The sequence below is a fragment of the Bacillus sp. cl96 genome (genome assembly GCF_900100505.1).
In the GTDB taxonomy this organism is placed as follows: Bacteria; Bacillota; Bacilli; order Bacillales; family Bacillaceae_G; genus Bacillus_A; species Bacillus_A cereus.
The window spans coordinates 301,928-319,253 of the sequence record NZ_FNDM01000003.1; the positions used below are offsets into that span (position 1 = coordinate 301,928).

Sequence of the window (17,326 nt, forward strand, 5' to 3'; positions counted from 1 at the left end):
TAGAGCACATATTAACATTGTATTATGTATATGTACCAAATAAATAAATAAAGTGAATGTAAGTTCTGTTTTCAAAAATTTAAAATCCTTTTATTTCTATATGAAAGTTTTAATCAAGGGTTTTAAAAAATTTGGAAATAGATCTTATGAATATGGAATTCATATAAAAGGGGAATGTCTTATGACAACATATACGAGTGAAATGAGAAAAACTTTAGTTTCAGAAGAAGATGTAGATATTTTAAAAATTATGGCGCATCCAATCAGACTGCAAATTGTAAATGAATTAAGTACGAGAAAAACTTGTAATGTAACACAATTAACAGAGTTACTGAATATTCCGCAATCTACTGTTTCACAACATTTATCAAAAATGAAGGGTAAAGTGTTACGAGCAGAGAGAAGAGGTTTAGAAATTTATTATCATATTAACAATTTAAAAGCGAGTAAGATTGTTAATGTTTTAGGGTATATAAACTAGTGAAATATTTTTATATAAAATAGCCCCTGCTGTTGAGCAGGGGCTATTTTGTGTTGTTTTATGTATTTGTATTTAAAACTTTATAGTTTTTATGATTTACAATTGTTCGATCAAATTCAAAAGTACCACCGCTTACATTTGTAATTTCAACTAAGACCGATTCAGTATAAAGTTTTAATACAGATCCTGTAATCTTTAAATTATTTCGTTGAAAAAGTATAGTATCCCCTACGTTTGCTTTCATAGTACCTCCTCATTAAAGACAGAAATATTTTTTTATTATATATATTAAACCACGGATAGATATATTAGTGAATATTTAGTTTTATTTATTGGGAAAAAATTTGTTCTCTAATAGAAAAGTATAAAGTACTCTTATGTTAAAAGTTATATTTTATTTAAGTTTATCCCGCTATTTGCTGGGCAGTAAGACCCCCACCTCAAAATTCAGTGGAAGCAAAGAAGTTAGGTGGGGGCCCTGCTGCCCATAAAAGCCCGATTGGTGAGGGTTGATTAAAGTTTCACTTTATTATAAGCAAAGTAAATTGTTTTCAGCATTAGCGAAACAATATTTCTATGTAAATACTGCAGAGAAGCAAATTATTCAAAAAACAGACACTATGTAGCCCAAAACGTAAAGTAGATAAGTAAAGTTTTTTTCAGGAGTATAAGAAAAATATACGTTTATTAATAAGATCTCTAATTGGTAGAATTCCAATTAAAAACATAGAAAAACTTTAATATAAAAAGGTAATCAATTACAAATGGAGAAGTAATATATACGAAAGGAGAGATTTATATGAATAAAGGGAAAAAACAAGTTAGTCAACTTAGTTTTCTGGTGAATTTTATGAACGACAAGGGGAGTCTTGTGAAAATTTAATAGTATTATAGTATCCCCTTGTGAAAAAATGGTTGGGGGAATATATAAATGATAACAGAAATGAATATTAAAGTAGTTTGTGAAGAATCGTTTTCAAAAAGAGAAATAAAAATTTTAGAGACGTTTCTTTCAACTTTATCGGGGCATTCTAATGCTCTCGTTACAAAAGAGGGGATGTTTTTAAACCCATTAAGTAAAGAGAAGAGTGTGATTTATTATCACAACTTTGTATTTGTAAAATCACTTACAGAAGAAATGTGTGCAGAATTAAAAGAAGTTTTAACAAGACGTATTAAAAATGCTTTCATTATGATGGAATTTGTAGAGCCAATTGTTACATTTGAAGAAACAATTATAAACGTATAAAAAAAGTCAGGCTTATGAATTGAGCTAATAAAACCGTCTCTTTAATAAATAGTAAAGAGACGGTTTTATTGTTTCACTTTTTAAAAAAGAGTTCAAAAATAAATGTAAATCGATCTTATACAAAAACTACTTATTAAATAAGTGTTACGTATTTAATAAGTAGTTTTTGTATTTCATCCTTCGTTTTTTGTAACTGATTCTACGTTTTTGACGCTCTGTCTTGTAAGTGCTTACATAAACGAAAACATCTTATACAATGAAGGTGTCAAATCAAAAGAGGTGACCAAAATGAACATAAAAAAAGTAAATTTAGCGAATAGCATTGAAATAGAAAGAGGAGGCGGAAAGGTATGAAAAAATCAACTGTTAATCCATGGTTTGTTGTCCTTGGCACAGTTATAGTACAAATGGGGCTTGGGACGATATATACATGGAGTTTATTCAATCAGCCCTTAGTTAGTAAATACGGTTGGAGTCTTAACGCTGTTGCGATAACTTTCTCAATTACTAGTCTTTCTTTAGCATTTTCAACTTTATTTGCGAGTAAATTGCAAGAAAAATGGGGACTTCGTAAACTTATTATGATAGCTGGATTAGCATTAGGACTAGGATTAATACTTAGCTCACAAGCGTCCTCATTAATATTACTTTATGTACTAGCGGGAGTTGTTGTAGGTTATGCAGATGGTACAGCATATATCACTTCACTATCAAATTTAATAAAGTGGTTTCCAGAGCGTAAAGGTTTAATTGCTGGTATTTCTGTCTCTGCATATGGTTCAGGTAGCTTAATCTTTAAATACGTTAACGCACAGTTGATTGAATCAGTTGGTGTATCGCAAGCATTTATATACTGGGGTTTAATTGTTACAGCTATGATTGTAATTGGTGCTTGTTTAATCCATCAAGCTGCAGATCAAGGAGCAGTTCATGAAACAAAAACTAAGGAATACACAACGAAAGAAATGTTAGGCACAAAACAAGTATACTTATTATTTATCATGTTATTTACATCATGTATGAGTGGCTTATACTTAATTGGTATGGTAAAAGACATTGGTGTTCAACTTGTAGGACTTAGCGCAGCAACAGCAGCTAATGCGGTGGCTATGGTTGCAATCTTCAATACATTAGGTCGTATCATTTTAGGACCGTTATCGGATAAAATTGGGCGTTTAAAAATCGTTACTGGTACTTTTGTTGTTATGGCGAGTTCAGTCTTAGTTCTAAGTTTTGTAGATTTAAATTATGGTATTTACTTCGTATGTGTAGCAAGTGTAGCGTTTTGCTTTGGTGGAAATATCACTATTTTCCCAGCTATTGTTGGTGATTTCTTCGGTATGAAAAACCATAGTAAGAACTACGGAATTGTGTATCAAGGATTTGGATTTGGGGCGCTTGCAGGTTCCTTTATCGGTGCACTTCTAGGTGGATTCAAACCAACGTTCATGGTGATCGGTGTATTATGTGTCGTGTCATTCATTATCGCAATTTTAATTCAAGCACCTAAACAGAAAAAAGAACAAGAAGAAGAGTATCGCAGCGTAGCATAAGTATACAAATCTTCTATAACACTATGATTACGAAAAAGCATCCTATTCTATTAATTAGGATGCTTTTTTATGAGTTATTTTAACAAGGTTAAATTACTTTTGTGATTTTTATAGATGTAAAAGTGAGTGGAATACCCATTTGGAATATAATAAATTGATACATCATATTCGAAATATATATTAAATCTTAAATGATAAAGAAGACATTCATTAGTATTTGTAAGATATATTTTCAGAAAAATATTGAGAAAATATATACTTGAGTTTTTCATAAAGCATTGTAAATGAACGTATCTCTAGTTTATCTTCTTCAATTTTAAAAAGAGGAGTTTGAATTTTATTTATAATATAAGTACATTTAATGCGTTTAGGTATGATTTTATTAAGAAGCATTAAAATACTTTATCTGAAAAATAAAAAAAGATTGACAAGTTTATTGAGAAACATTATCATTTCGGTGTAAGATAGTAAATGAAAAACATTATCAATAAAATGGATTTTAAAGTAATGCGCACTTGACCAATTAGTTTAGTAAGTGTATTATTTTTTACAACATGACTGATAATGAAAATCAATATCATTTATGTTACTTAATGAAATTAATGTTTATGTGAAAGGATAGAGAAAATGAACTTAGGGGAATTTGATGGGCAAACAGTTTTAGTAACAGGTGCAGCACAAGGCATAGGCAGTGTTGTTGCCAAAATGTTTTTAGAAAGAGGAGCCACAGTTATTGCGGTTGATCAAAATGAAGAGGGGTTAAATGTACTCTTAAATCAAAATGAATTAAATAAAACACGTATGAAAACGTTTCGTTTAGATGTGAGTAATAGCGCTGCTGTTGAAGACATGGTAAATCATATTGCAAATGAAATAGCGCCAATAGATATTTTAATAAATGTTGCAGGGGTTTTACGTATGGGACCAATTCATTCGTTAAGTGATGAAGATTGGAATAAAACATTCTCTGTAAATACTACAGGGGTTTTCAATATGTCCCGAGCGGTAAGTAAAAATATGATGTTAAGAAAATCAGGGGCAATTGTTACAGTCGGTTCAAATGCGGCAAATACGCCGAGAATGGAGATGGCTGCGTATGCTGCGTCAAAGGCTGCAACGACGATGTTTATGAAATGTTTAGGACTAGAGCTTGCGGCATACAATATACGCTGCAACTTAGTTTCTCCAGGTTCTACTGAAACTGAGATGCAAAGATTACTATGGGCTGATGAGAATGGAGCTAAAAATATAATTGCTGGTTCTCAAAATACATATAGACTCGGAATTCCATTACAAAAAATTGCACAACCTTCAGAAGTTGCTGAAGCCGTGTTATTTTTAGCCTCAGATAGAGCAAGTCATATTACAATGCACAATTTATGTGTCGATGGCGGTGCTACGTTAGGAGTTTAATCAAAATTCAGGAGGTTATTATATTATGAATGAACATATAGCTGTAAAGGAATTGTCAGAAAAACTTTTAGAAGATTATAAGACTGAATCTTCATTCTTTTTTGCTTCACCAACTCGAACGATATTAGCAGAAGGAGAGTTTACTACAGTAAAGCATCGTGAAATTGAAAATTTCCCAGAGCTTGTGCAAGCGACATTAAGTAATGCGAAACAAGCTGGAAATCCAAATCCTATCGTTGTGGGTGCTTTGCCATTCGATCGTAGAAAAGAAGTCCAACTTATCGTACCAGAATATAGTAGGATTTCTGAGCGTTTACAATTGGATACAACAAATCAGCTTGAAACAAATGAGAACGTAACATTTGAAATGACGCCAATGCCAGACCCTGAAGTTTATATGAATGGTGTGAAGCAAGGAATTAAAAAAATACAGGACGGTGATTTAAAGAAAATCGTTCTATCTAGATCGTTAGATGTTAAATCTTCGGAAAAGATTGATAAGCAAAAACTTCTGCGAGAATTAGCAGAGCATAATAAGCATGGTTATACATTTGCTGTGAATTTACCGAAAGATGAAAAAGAGAACAGTAAGACGCTAATTGGAGCAAGTCCTGAATTACTTGTTTCACGTAATGGTATGCAAGTTATTTCTAACCCGTTAGCTGGTTCAAGGCCACGTAGTGAGGACCCAGTAGAAGATAAAAGAAGAGCAGAGGAATTACTTTCTTCTCCAAAAGATTTACATGAACATGCGGTAGTAGTGGAAGCTGTTGCCGCTGCACTTCGTCCGTATTGTCATACATTACATGTTCCAGAAAAGCCATCAGTTATTCATAGTGAAGCGATGTGGCATTTGTCTACAGAAGTGAAAGGTGAACTGAAGGATCCAAATACTTCTTCTTTACAATTAGCAATTGCCCTTCATCCTACGCCAGCAGTTTGCGGAACTCCGATGGAAAAAGCAAGAGAGGCTATACAGCATATTGAGCCATTTGACCGCGAGTTCTTTACAGGAATGCTAGGATGGAGCGATTTAAATGGAGATGGAGAATGGATTGTTACAATTCGTTGTGCTGAAGTACAAGAAAATACACTGCGTTTATATGCAGGAGCTGGAGTTGTTGCTGAGTCAAAACCAGAAGATGAGTTAGCAGAAACATCAGCTAAGTTCCAAACAATGCTAAAAGCTTTAGGGTTAAGAGATAGTTCACTTAATGAAAAATAGGGGGAAGAAAGAATGCTAGTAGGTTATACAGAATGGCCAAAAGAATTTGCCGATCGTTACCGAGAAGAAGGATGTTGGCTTGGTGAAACATTTGGAGGAGTGTTAAGAGAGCGGGCTGAGAAATATGGAGATCAAATCGCGGTTGTAAGTGGTAAGAAGCATATAACATATAGTGAACTTAATAAAAAGGTAGATCGTTTAGCAGCAGGTTTACTGAATTTAGGAATAAAGAAAGAGGACAGAGTTGTAATCCAGTTACCTAACATTATCGAGTTTTTCGAAATATGTTTTGCACTATTTCGAATTGGAGCGCTTCCTGTCTTTGCACTGCCGTCACATCGAAGCAGTGAAATTAGTTATTTTTGTGATTTTGGCGAGGCGAGCGCTTACGTTATTTCAGATAAGGCTCTCGGTTTTGATTATCGAAAACTAGCAAGAGAAGTGAAAGAGAAAGTGCCAAATTTACAACATGTAATTGTAGTGGGAGAAGAAGAAGAGTTTGTGAACATAAATGATCTGTATATGGATCCCGTCTCATTACCAGAAGTTCAGCCAAGTGATGTTGCATTTCTCCAATTATCAGGAGGCACAACAGGTCTTTCTAAATTAATTCCTAGAACACATGATGACTATATTTATAGTTTGCGTGTTAGCGCTAAAATTTGTAATTTGAATGCAGAAAGCGTCTATATGGCAGTTCTTCCAGTAGCACACAATTACCCAATGAGTTCTCCAGGGACATTTGGAACTTTCTATGCGGGTGGAAAAGTGGTATTGGCAACTGGTGGTAGTCCAGATGAGGCATTTGCTCTTATCGAAAAAGAAAAAGTTACAATTACAGCGCTCGTTCCGCCATTAGCAATGATTTGGCTTGATGCTGCATCTTCTCGTAATACCGATTTATCGAGCCTAGAGGTTATTCAAGTAGGTGGTGCTAAGTTTAGTGCTGAGGTAGCAAGACGTATACGCCCTACATTTGGATGTACGTTACAGCAAGTATTCGGTATGGCGGAAGGATTAGTGAACTATACAAGATTAGACGATCCGGAAGAAATTATTATTCATACACAAGGTAGACCAATGTCTGCACTCGATGAAGTACGAGTTGTTGATGAAAATGACAACGATGTACAACCGGGCGAAGTAGGTAGTTTATTAACACGAGGTCCATATACAATTCGTGGTTACTATAAAGCCGAAGAGCATAATGCACGATCATTTACAAAGGATGGATTTTATCGCACAGGTGATCTTGTAAAAGTAAATGAACAAGGATACATCATTGTAGAAGGAAGAGATAAAGATCAAATTAACCGTGGTGGTGAGAAAGTTGCTGCAGAAGAAGTTGAAAATCATCTATTAGCACACGATGCGGTCCATGACGTAGCAATTGTATCTATGCCTGACGATTATTTAGGTGAACGCACCTGTGCTTTTGTTATAGCTCGCGGACAAGTTCCGGCAGTAAGTGAATTAAAAATGTTTTTAAGAGAACGTGGTATAGCGGCTTATAAAATTCCAGATCGAATTGAATTTATTGAATCATTTCCGCAAACAGGAGTCGGAAAAGTCAGCAAAAAAGAACTACGTAAAGTCATTGCTGAAAAACTTATTACAGTAAAACAATAATAAAAACCGGAAGGAAGTGATTAGATGGCTATTCCATCTATTTCAGTATATAAAATGCCAATTGAATCAGAACTACCGAAAAATAAAGTGAATTGGACACCAGATCCAAAACGTGCAGTACTTTTAATTCATGACATGCAAGAATATTTTCTTGATGCATATAGCGATAAAGAATCACCAAAAGTAGAACTTGTTTCAAATATTAAAATGATAAGAGAAAAATGTAAGGAACTTGGTATACCAGTTGTTTATACAGCACAACCTGGTGGGCAAACGTTAGAACAACGAGGTTTATTACAAGACTTTTGGGGTGACGGTATACCTGCTGGACCAGATAAAAAGAAAATTGTTGATGAACTTACTCCTGATGAAGATGATATATTCCTAACAAAATGGAGATATAGTGCATTTAAAAAGACAAATCTATTAGAAATTTTAAATGAACAAGGAAGAGATCAACTCATTATTTGCGGTATTTATGCGCATATTGGCTGTCTTTTAACAGCTTGTGAAGCATTTATGGATGGTATAGAGCCGTTCTTTGTAGCAGATGCAGTTGCTGATTTTTCACTAGAGCATCATAAACAAGCATTGGAGTATGCATCTAATAGATGTGCAGTAACGACATCAACAAACCTACTGTTAAAAGATTTACAAAGTGTAAAAGGTGATGAGGGTGAAGGAATCACTATACAGGAAGTGCATGAACTAGTTGCACAGCTACTTCGTGAGCCAGTAGAGAGTATTGATATTGATGAGGACTTATTAAATAGAGGGCTTGATTCGGTCAGAATTATGAGTTTAGTAGAGAAGTGGCGTCGTGAAGGGAAAGAAATCACTTTTGCAGATTTAGCAGAACGTCCAACTGTTACAGGTTGGTACAGTTTACTATCTTCACAAACAGCACAGGTGCTGTAACAAATAGACTACATAATAAAGGGGTAGTAAAGAATGCCTAACAGTCAAAAGATTCGTCATTCGTTATCATCTGCGCAGTCTGGTATGTGGTTTGCGCAACAATTAGATCCGCTTAATCCAATTTATAATACTGGGGAATATGTAGAAATAAACGGAAATATTCATCAAGACATTTTTCAATTAGCTGTACGTAAAGTTGTAATGGAAGCAGAAGCACTTCATGTTCGCTTCGAAGAGGATGAAATTGGCCCATGGCAAGTTATTGAAGAATCACAGTTTCATATGCATTTTATTGACGTTCGTAAAGAAGAAAATCCTGAAGAAGCTGCTAAAGTATGGATGAAAAATGATTTATCTATGCCAGTCAATTTGAAAAAAGATACTTTATTTACTGAAGCACTTATTCAAGTCGAAAATAATCGTTTCTTTTGGTATCAGCGCATCCATCACATTGTGATGGATGGCTATGGATTTTCACTTCTTAGCCAAAAAGTAGCGAATGAGTATACATCACTTATAGAAGAAACAAACAAGAATGAAAAACCATTTGGTTCTCTTGCAAAAGTCGTGCAAGAAGATATTGAGTATCGTGAGTCTAAACAATTTCAGGAAGATCGTACTTTTTGGTTAGAAAAGTTTGCAGATGCCCCAGAAGTTGTAAGTTTGGCAGAACGAGCACCGAGAACATCAAATGGATTTTCACGAGAAACAGCTTATTTATCTAGTTCTAGCACGAAAACTTTACTAGAAGATATCAATATTTCGTTAACAAGTTGGCCGGAATTCATTGTGGCTGTAACAAGTATTTATATGCATAAATTAACAGGTGAAAATGATATTGTTTTAGGTTTACCGATGATGGGACGTCTAGGTTCTGTATCTATTCATACACCAAGTATGGTAATGAATTTAGTTCCACTTCGTATTACAGTAACTCCAAATATAACTCTTGCGGAATTATTGCAGCAAGTTTCTAAAGAAATCCGAGATGTACGTCGCCATTATAAATACCGTCATGAGGAATTAAGAAGAGATTTAAAGTTACTAGGTGAAAATCAAAGGTTGTTTGGACCGTTAGTGAATGTTATGCCTTTTGATTACGGGCTTAATTTTGCTGGAAATCGTGGTATTACGCATAACTTATCAGCAGGACCTGTCGATGATTTATCGATAAATGTATATAAACGTTTTGATCAAAATGAGATAATGATTCATTTTGATGCAAATCCTGAAGTATATAATAACGCGGAGCTAGCATTGCATAAAGAAAGATTTATGAATCTATTTGAATTAGTAATAAATAATTATGAGAAAAACGAGTCGATTGGAAAAATAAACATTACTCTGCCTGAAGAAAATCATAAAGTTTTATTGGAATGGAATGAAACGAAGGAAGACGATGAATTAATCAGTCTGCCTATATCATTTGAAAAACAAGTGAAAAAAAATCCCAATAAACTAGCGATTACTTGTGACGGTGTAATCCTTACGTATAAAGAGCTAAATGAACGAGCGAATGAACTAGCACATTATTTAGTAGAAGAAGGAATACGACCAAATCAGTTTGTAGCTTTAGTATTCCCTAGATCAATAGAAATGGTAGTTAGTATGCTAGCAGTCTTAAAGGCTGGTGCAGCGTATTTACCAATAGATCCAGAATACCCAGCAGATAGAGTTACTTATATAGTAAATGATGCAAAACCAGTTTGTATCATAACACATTCATCTGTTTCATCTAAGTTAGTTATAGAAAAGGATATGAAAAAAATTGTATTAGATGACGAAGAAACGAAACTAGCGTTACATACATATTCTCGTATGAATATAGCATGTAAGAATGATGTATCACTGTTAAACCCAGCCTATACAATATATACTTCAGGCTCAACAGGAAACCCAAAAGGTGTAATTGTTCCTATGAGAGGTTTAAGTAACTTTTTAATGGCTATGCAACAAAAGTTTTCATTAAATGAAAATGATCATTTATTAGCAGTTACAACGTTTGCATTTGATATTTCTGCACTAGAAATTTATTTACCTCTTATTAGTGGTGCAAGTTTAACAATTGCGCAAAAAGAAGACATACAAGAGCCTTCTGCATTAACGACACTTTTACATGAAGAAAGAGTGACCATTATGCAGGCTACACCGACGCTTTGGCAGGCGTTAGTAACTGATTATCCAGAGAAGCTACAAGGGCTAAGCATACTTGTTGGTGGTGAAGCTCTTCCAGCGCATTTAGCAAATAAATTACGAGAATTAGGTTGCTCAATAACTAATTTATATGGACCAACTGAAACGACGATTTGGTCTACTTTCATGAACATTGATGAAGGTGAAAAGGGCATACCTCCTATTGGAAAACCAATTTGCAATACAGAAGTGTATGTATTGGATGCAGGGTTACAACCAGTGCCACCTGGAGTTATTGGGGAATTATATATTGCAGGGGAAGGACTTGCAAGCGGATATTTTGGAAAACCTGAGTTAACAGCTGAACGGTTTGTTGCAAATCCTTATGGAGAATCAGGGAAGCGCATGTACCGTACAGGAGATCTTGTGAAATGGCGTAGTGATGGTGCGTTAGAGTACATTAGTCGCGCAGATCATCAAATTAAAATTCGTGGATTCCGAATTGAATTAGCTGAAATTGAAACGGTATTACAACGACATGAAAATATTCAACAAGCGGTAGTAATGGTACGAGAAGATCGTACAAATGATAAACGCATCATTGCGTATATCGTTGCAGAAGAAAAGGAACCGATTAATCTTTCAGAAATTCGTTCTTATGTTTCAAAAAGTTTAGCGAATTATATGATACCATCGACATTTGTTGTGCTAGAAGTATTACCATTAACGCCAAATGGTAAGGTTGACAGAAAGAAATTACCTGCTCCTGATTTTAATGGAATGAACAATGAGAGAGTTGCTAGAAATCCGAAAGAAGAAATATTATGTGATTTATTTGCAGAAGTACTTGGTGTTTCTCGAATTAGCATTGATGATAATTTCTTTGAAATGGGTGGACATTCACTTCTCGCATCTCGTTTAATGGCAAGAATTCGTGAAACGTTAAGTGTGGAATTAGGAATTGGGAAACTATTTGAATCACCAACTGTTGCCGAACTGGCGAAACAATTAAACCATGCAAAAAGCGCAAGACCAGCTATTCAGAAAGCAAGTAGGCCAAGTGAAGTTCCACTTTCATTTGCACAGCGCAGGTTATGGTTCTTAAATTGTTTAGAAGGTCCAAGTCCTACTTATAATATTCCGCTAGTCATTCGTATGAATGGAATATTGAATCGGGAAGCATTACAAGGTGCTTTTTATGATGTAGTTGAGAAACATGAAACACTTAGAACAATTTTCCCTAACGTATTAGGTAGTTCCTATCAGAAAATTTTAGATATGGAAAACTTAAATTTAGAAATGGTTATAACTAATACATGTAAAGATGAATTAGAAAGTGTACTTTCAGAGGCGGTAAGATATAGCTTTAACCTCGATTTTGAGCCGGCAGTTCGTTTGCAACTTTTTACAATGAGTGAAAACGAACATGTATTATTAATTCTATTACATCATATTGTAGGTGATGGCTGGTCATTACAGCCGTTAACGAGAGATTTTACAGCGGCGTATAAAGCGCGATGTCAAGGTGACAGAGTTCAGCTGGAGACACTACCAGTTCAATACGCAGATTATGCACTTTGGCAACAGCAATTGCTAGGTGATGAAACGACACAAGAGAGTCTTATTTCAACACAATTAGATTTTTGGAAAGAAGAACTTAAAGGTTTACCAGACCAAATGGAGTTACCTACAGATTTCCAGCGTCCAATTGAGACGAGTTACCGCGGGGAAACAATTCATTTTCATATAGATGAAGGTATGCATAGTAGGTTAGTAGAGCTTGCACGTAAAAATGGAGTTAGTTTGTTTATGGTATTGCAAGCAGGGCTTAGTGCACTATTTACAAGATTAGGTGCAGGCACTGATATACCAATTGGAAGTCCGATTGCTGGAAGAAATGATGATGTACTTTCAGATATTGTTGGTTTATTTGTAAATACATTAGTGTTACGTACAAATACTTCAGGAGATCCAAGTTTTAAAGAATTATTAAATAGAGTGAAGCAGGTAAATCTTGCAGCTTATGAAAATCAAGATGTTCCATTTGAAAGGCTTGTTGAAGTATTAAATCCAGTACGTACTCGAAACAGCCATCCGTTGTTTCAAGTTATGTTAGCTTTTCAAAATACACCAGAAGCAACGTTTCATGTACCAGATTTAGAAGCGAGCCTTGAAATTCAAAGCGTTGGTTCTGCAAAATTTGATTTAACATTTGAAATTAGTGAGAGTAACGGGGTTGATGGTACTCCGAACGGTTTACATGGATTACTAGAGTTTAGTACCGATTTATATAAACGTGAAACGGTTCAAAAACTAATAGAACGTTTCATTTTGTTATTAGATGATGCAACTACAAATCCAGATCAATCCATTGGCAGATTAGAAATATTAACTTTAGCAGAGAAAAATACAGTGTTAGAAAAGTGGAATGGTGGTTTTCAAATTGCACCAGAAATGACATTGCCACAATTGTTTGAAAAGCAGGCTCATATAAATCCAAATTCTATTGCTGTTGTCTTTGAAGATAAGAAATTAACTTATGAAGAGTTAAATAGAAAAGCAAATAAAATAGCTCGATTCCTAATAGCAAAAGGGATTGGTCCTGATCAACTCGTTGCTTTAGCGATGCCAAGATCATTAAACATGGTTGTAAGCTTATTAGCTGTTCTTAAAGCTGGTGCTGGATACCTTCCGTTAGATCCAGATTACCCAGCAGACCGTATTTCATTTATGCTACACGATGCGAAACCATCATGTGTTTTAACGAATTCAGAAGTGGAAATTGAATGTAATGAGGCACTAAAAGTTTTAGTTGATGATGTGAAAGTAATAGCAGAGGTTGAGAAATATAGTGAAGACAATATTGATGAAGTGGAACGAATTAAGCCATTATCTCCATCACATATTGCTTACGTTATTTATACGTCAGGGTCAACGGGCAGACCGAAAGGCGTTATGATACCTCATCAAAATGTAGTGAGACTTTTAGGAGCAACTGATCATTGGTTCCAGTTTGACGGAAACGATGTTTGGACGATGTTCCATTCATATGCTTTTGATTTCTCGGTTTGGGAAATTTGGGGACCTTTATTATACGGAGGGCGTTTAGTTGTAGTCCCACATACTGTAAGTCGCTCGCCGAAAGAATTTTTACAGCTTCTTGTTAAAGAAAAGGTTACGGTTTTAAACCAAACTCCATCAGCGTTCTACCAATTGATGCAAGCAGATCGTGAAAATGAAGAGATTGGCCAAAAATTATCTTTACGATATGTTGTTTTTGGAGGAGAAGCACTTGAGCTAAGTCGCTTAGAAGATTGGTATAGTCGACATCCTCATAACGCACCAAAGCTTATTAATATGTATGGTATTACAGAGACGACAGTACATGTTAGTTATATTGAATTAGATGAAACTATCGTCTCTTTACGGGCAAATAGTTTAATTGGGTGCAGTATACCTGACCTTAAAGTGTATGTGTTAGACAACTATTTACAACCAGTCCCACCTGGAGTAGTTGGAGAAATGTATGTTGCAGGTGCAGGACTTGCGCGTGGATATTTAGGAAGAGCAGGATTAACGGCTGAACGCTTTATCGCAGATCCATTTGGCAAGCCAGGTACAAGAATGTATCGTACAGGAGACTTAGCTCGCTGGCGTAATGATGGGACGCTAGATTATATAGGACGTGCAGATCATCAAATCAAAATTCGTGGATTCCGAATTGAATTAGGAGAAATAGAAGTAGTCATAATGAAGCACCCTAAAGCTGAGCAAGTAGCCGTTATTGTACGTGAAGATCAACCAGGGGATAAACGGTTAGTTTCTTATATCGTTGCATCAAATAATGAAGCAATTGATACGAATGAAATGCGTCAGTTTGCTAGTGGTAGTTTACCAGATTATATGGTTCCATGCGCTTTTGTAGTAGTAAATGAGTTACCTTTAACTCCAAACGGTAAATTAGATAGAAAGGCATTGCCAGCTCCAGCATTTATCGCATCATCTTCTAGTCGTGGTCCAAGAACACCGCAAGAAGAAATGTTATGTGACTTGTTTACAGAAGTGCTAAGTGTACCTCAAATTGGAATTGATGACGGATTCTTTGATCTTGGTGGTCATTCACTCCTTGCAGTGCAGCTTATGAGCCGCATGAAAGAGGCGCTTGGAGTGGAACTAAACATTGGTACTTTATTTGCAGCACCGACTGTTGCAGGGTTAGCTGAAAGACTTGAGATGGGGAATGGTCAAAGTGCACTTGATGTGTTGCTTCCATTACGAGCAAGCGGGGATCAATTACCACTATTTTGTGTACATCCAGCAGGTGGATTAAGTTGGTGCTATGCAGGACTTATGAAATCTTTAGGAACAGATTATCCAATTTATGGTGTGCAAGCACGTGGTATTGCTAAAAATGAAGAACTTCCAAAAAGTTTAGAGGAGATGGCGGCGGATTACTTGAAACACGTTCGTGAAGTACAGCCTCATGGACCATATCGTTTATTAGGTTGGTCGCTTGGAGGAAATGTTGTGCATGCAATGGCGGCGCAATTACAAAATGAAGGGGAAGAAGTAGAATTACTCGTTATGCTTGACTCTTATCCTGGACACTTCTTACCGAATACGGAAGCGCCTACTGAAGAGGAAGCGTTAATCGCATTACTTGCTTTAGGCGGATATGACCCAGATAACATGGATGGTAAACCACTTACAATGGAAAGTGCAGTTGAAATCCTTCGTAAAGATGGAAGTGCATTAGCAAGTCTTGAAGAAGAGACTATATTGAACTTGAAAGAAACATATGTAAATTCAGTAGGGTTGTTAGGGAAATATGTACCGAAAGTTTATAACGGAGATATCCTGTTCTTTAGATCTACTGTTATACCAGACTGGTTTGATCCTATTTCTCCAAATACGTGGCTAAATTATTTAGACGGGCAAATTGTGCAGCACGATATTGATTGTAGACATAAAGATCTATGTCAGCCAGGTCCGCTTACGGAAATTGGACAAGTATTAGCGAAATATTTGCAGAATAAGAAAGGGGTAAGTAGAGTATGACGAATCCATTTGAAAATGATAATTACACATATAAAGTATTAATAAATGAGGAGGGCCAGTATTCTCTCTGGCCTGCTTTTCTCGATGTACCTATTGGCTGGAATGTCGTATATGAAGAAGCTAGTAGGCAGAGCTGCTTAGAATATGTTGAATATAACTGGAAAGATTTGAATCCAAAAAGTAATCAAGTTCGCGAAAAAACATTAGCAGGAAAACGATAATGAAAGAAAAACTAAATCCAAAAGTAGTTGTAAGTATCGTTTATATAACTGCGATGTTTATGGCTGCGATGGACGCAACGATTGTAAATGTAGCACTGCAAACGATAAGTAGAGAACTACAAGTACCTGCATCTGCAATGGGGACGGTTAATGTTGGATATTTAGTTAGTTTAGCTGTTTTCCTTCCGATTTCTGGTTGGTTAGGAGATCGATTTGGTACGAAAAGAGTGTTTTTAATTGCTCTTTTCGTATTTACAATTGCCTCTACTTTATGCGGAATGGCTAACGATATTACTTCATTGAATATTTTCCGTATTATTCAAGGTGCTGGTGGAGGGCTTTTAACACCAGTTGGAATGGCAATGTTATTTCGAACATTTTCACCAGAGGAAAGACCGAAGATTTCTCGGTTCATTATACTTCCAATTGCTGTAGCACCAGCAATTGGTCCTATCATCGGTGGTTTCTTTGTAGATCAAATGTCTTGGCGTTGGGCATTTTATATTAATTTACCGTTTGGAATCGTTGCATTGCTATTTGGACTTCTATTTTTAGCAGAGCATGTTGAAAAATCAGCTGGTCGCTTTGATTCGCTCGGCTTTATTTTATCAGCACCAGGATTTGCGATGCTCATATATGCGCTCAGCCAGGGACCATCAAAAGGGTGGATTTCTCCAGAAATTATGAGTACTGGGATAGCTGGGGGTGTATTCATTACATTGTTTATAATCGTAGAACTGAAAGTAAAGCAACCGATGTTAGATTTACGTTTATTAAAAGAACCAGTGTTTAGAAAGATGAGTCTTATATCATTATTTTCATCAGCTGGTTTACTAGGAATGTTATTTGTTTTTCCACTTATGTATCAAAATGTGATAGGAGTTTCCGCGCTGGAATCAGGACTTACGACATTTCCAGAGGCGATTGGATTAATGATTTCTTCACAAATTGTGCCATGGTCATATAAAAAATTAGGAGCGCGAAAGGTAATTTCTATTGGATTAATTTGTACCGTGGTTATCTTTGTTTTATTAAGTTTTGTAAATCACGATACGAATCCGTGGCAAATCCGCGCATTATTGTTTGGTATCGGTATTTTCTTAGGTCAATCTGTCGGTGCGGTTCAATTTTCTGCCTTTAACAATATCACGCCGCCTTCTATGGGGAGAGCTACTACTATATTCAATGTGCAAAATCGATTAGGTTCAGCAATAGGAGTAGCTGTTTTAGCTAGTATACTAGCTGGTTTTGGAAGTAATAACGCTCAATCCGATTTTTTACCATATCAAGCAGCATTAATTGGATCAGCAATATTTTTGCTCATAGCACTACTATTTTCTTTACGTATTTCCGATAAAGAGGTAATGTCAAAGAAGAAAGAAAAAACATTATCTGTATCAGAAAAAGAGAAAGTACTTGTCAATGAATAACAATATACGCATGCTT

At 35.6% G+C, this 17,326-nt stretch carries 11 protein-coding genes; 10 read left to right on the forward strand and 1 reads right to left on the reverse strand.

Translation table 11 applies throughout. The annotated features are described in order from the left end of the window. Nucleotides 1-181 precede the first annotated feature (181 nt). Entirely contained in the window at nt 182-481 is a 300-nt protein-coding gene (locus tag BLT20_RS09215) for an ArsR/SmtB family transcription factor (protein ID WP_000214801.1), read from the forward strand. A gap of 58 nt (nt 482-539) precedes the next feature. Here the strand turns inward: BLT20_RS09215 and BLT20_RS09220 are convergent, their stop codons facing one another. Beyond that, a complete protein-coding gene (locus tag BLT20_RS09220; RefSeq protein ID WP_000646793.1) occupies nt 540-725 on the reverse strand; it encodes a YkvS family protein in 186 nt (61 codons plus the stop codon). Nucleotides 726-1,412: 687 nt separating this feature from the next. Here BLT20_RS09220 and BLT20_RS30120 point away from each other — a divergent pair. From BLT20_RS30120 to BLT20_RS09275, 9 genes are all read left to right on the forward strand, one after another. After that, nucleotides 1,413-1,730, forward strand: a complete 318-nt coding sequence (locus tag BLT20_RS30120; protein ID WP_000627302.1) for a hypothetical protein — start codon at nt 1,413-1,415, stop codon at nt 1,728-1,730. Nucleotides 1,731-2,080: 350 nt separating this feature from the next. Beyond that, nucleotides 2,081-3,283, forward strand: coding sequence for an L-lactate MFS transporter (locus tag BLT20_RS09235; protein WP_000750111.1), 1,203 nt, complete (start codon nt 2,081-2,083; stop codon nt 3,281-3,283). A gap of 627 nt (nt 3,284-3,910) precedes the next feature. Next, a complete protein-coding gene (gene dhbA, locus BLT20_RS09245; protein ID WP_001048437.1) occupies nt 3,911-4,696 on the forward strand; it encodes a 2,3-dihydro-2,3-dihydroxybenzoate dehydrogenase in 786 nt (261 codons plus the stop codon). Nucleotides 4,697-4,721: 25 nt separating this feature from the next. After that, nucleotides 4,722-5,921, forward strand: coding sequence for an isochorismate synthase DhbC (gene dhbC, locus BLT20_RS09250; protein ID WP_001002068.1), 1,200 nt, complete (start codon nt 4,722-4,724; stop codon nt 5,919-5,921). A 12-nt stretch (nt 5,922-5,933) separates the two neighbouring features. Further along, nucleotides 5,934-7,550: a (2,3-dihydroxybenzoyl)adenylate synthase gene (locus tag BLT20_RS09255; RefSeq protein WP_000960125.1), complete on the forward strand. Its 1,617-nt coding sequence runs from the start codon at nt 5,934-5,936 to the stop codon at nt 7,548-7,550. A gap of 24 nt (nt 7,551-7,574) precedes the next feature. Further along, complete coding sequence (locus BLT20_RS09260) at nt 7,575-8,468, forward strand: isochorismatase family protein (protein WP_001007284.1); 894 nt, start codon at nt 7,575-7,577, stop codon at nt 8,466-8,468. A 33-nt stretch (nt 8,469-8,501) separates the two neighbouring features. After that, nucleotides 8,502-15,659, forward strand: a complete 7,158-nt coding sequence (locus tag BLT20_RS09265) for an amino acid adenylation domain-containing protein (RefSeq protein WP_001133914.1) — start codon at nt 8,502-8,504, stop codon at nt 15,657-15,659. Beyond that, nucleotides 15,656-15,880 (forward strand): MbtH family protein, encoded by a 225-nt coding sequence (locus BLT20_RS09270; protein ID WP_000184057.1) that lies wholly within the window; start codon nt 15,656-15,658, stop codon nt 15,878-15,880. The genes BLT20_RS09265 and BLT20_RS09270 overlap by 4 nt, the downstream gene beginning before the upstream one ends. Beyond that, complete coding sequence (locus BLT20_RS09275) at nt 15,880-17,310, forward strand: MDR family MFS transporter (protein WP_000660197.1); 1,431 nt, start codon at nt 15,880-15,882, stop codon at nt 17,308-17,310. The genes BLT20_RS09270 and BLT20_RS09275 overlap by 1 nt, the downstream gene beginning before the upstream one ends. Nucleotides 17,311-17,326 lie beyond the last annotated feature (16 nt).

Coding starts and splice junctions, on each gene's coding strand:
- BLT20_RS09215 (WP_000214801.1), top strand. CDS start 182: ATGACAACATATACGAGTGAAATGAGAAAAACTTTAGTTTCAGAAGAA.
- BLT20_RS09220 (WP_000646793.1), bottom strand. CDS start 725: ATGAAAGCAAACGTAGGGGATACTATACTTTTTCAACGAAATAATTTA.
- BLT20_RS30120 (WP_000627302.1), top strand. CDS start 1,413: ATGATAACAGAAATGAATATTAAAGTAGTTTGTGAAGAATCGTTTTCA.
- BLT20_RS09235 (WP_000750111.1), top strand. CDS start 2,081: ATGAAAAAATCAACTGTTAATCCATGGTTTGTTGTCCTTGGCACAGTT.
- dhbA (WP_001048437.1), top strand. CDS start 3,911: ATGAACTTAGGGGAATTTGATGGGCAAACAGTTTTAGTAACAGGTGCA.
- dhbC (WP_001002068.1), top strand. CDS start 4,722: ATGAATGAACATATAGCTGTAAAGGAATTGTCAGAAAAACTTTTAGAA.
- BLT20_RS09255 (WP_000960125.1), top strand. CDS start 5,934: ATGCTAGTAGGTTATACAGAATGGCCAAAAGAATTTGCCGATCGTTAC.
- BLT20_RS09260 (WP_001007284.1), top strand. CDS start 7,575: ATGGCTATTCCATCTATTTCAGTATATAAAATGCCAATTGAATCAGAA.
- BLT20_RS09265 (WP_001133914.1), top strand. CDS start 8,502: ATGCCTAACAGTCAAAAGATTCGTCATTCGTTATCATCTGCGCAGTCT.
- BLT20_RS09270 (WP_000184057.1), top strand. CDS start 15,656: ATGACGAATCCATTTGAAAATGATAATTACACATATAAAGTATTAATA.
- BLT20_RS09275 (WP_000660197.1), top strand. CDS start 15,880: ATGAAAGAAAAACTAAATCCAAAAGTAGTTGTAAGTATCGTTTATATA.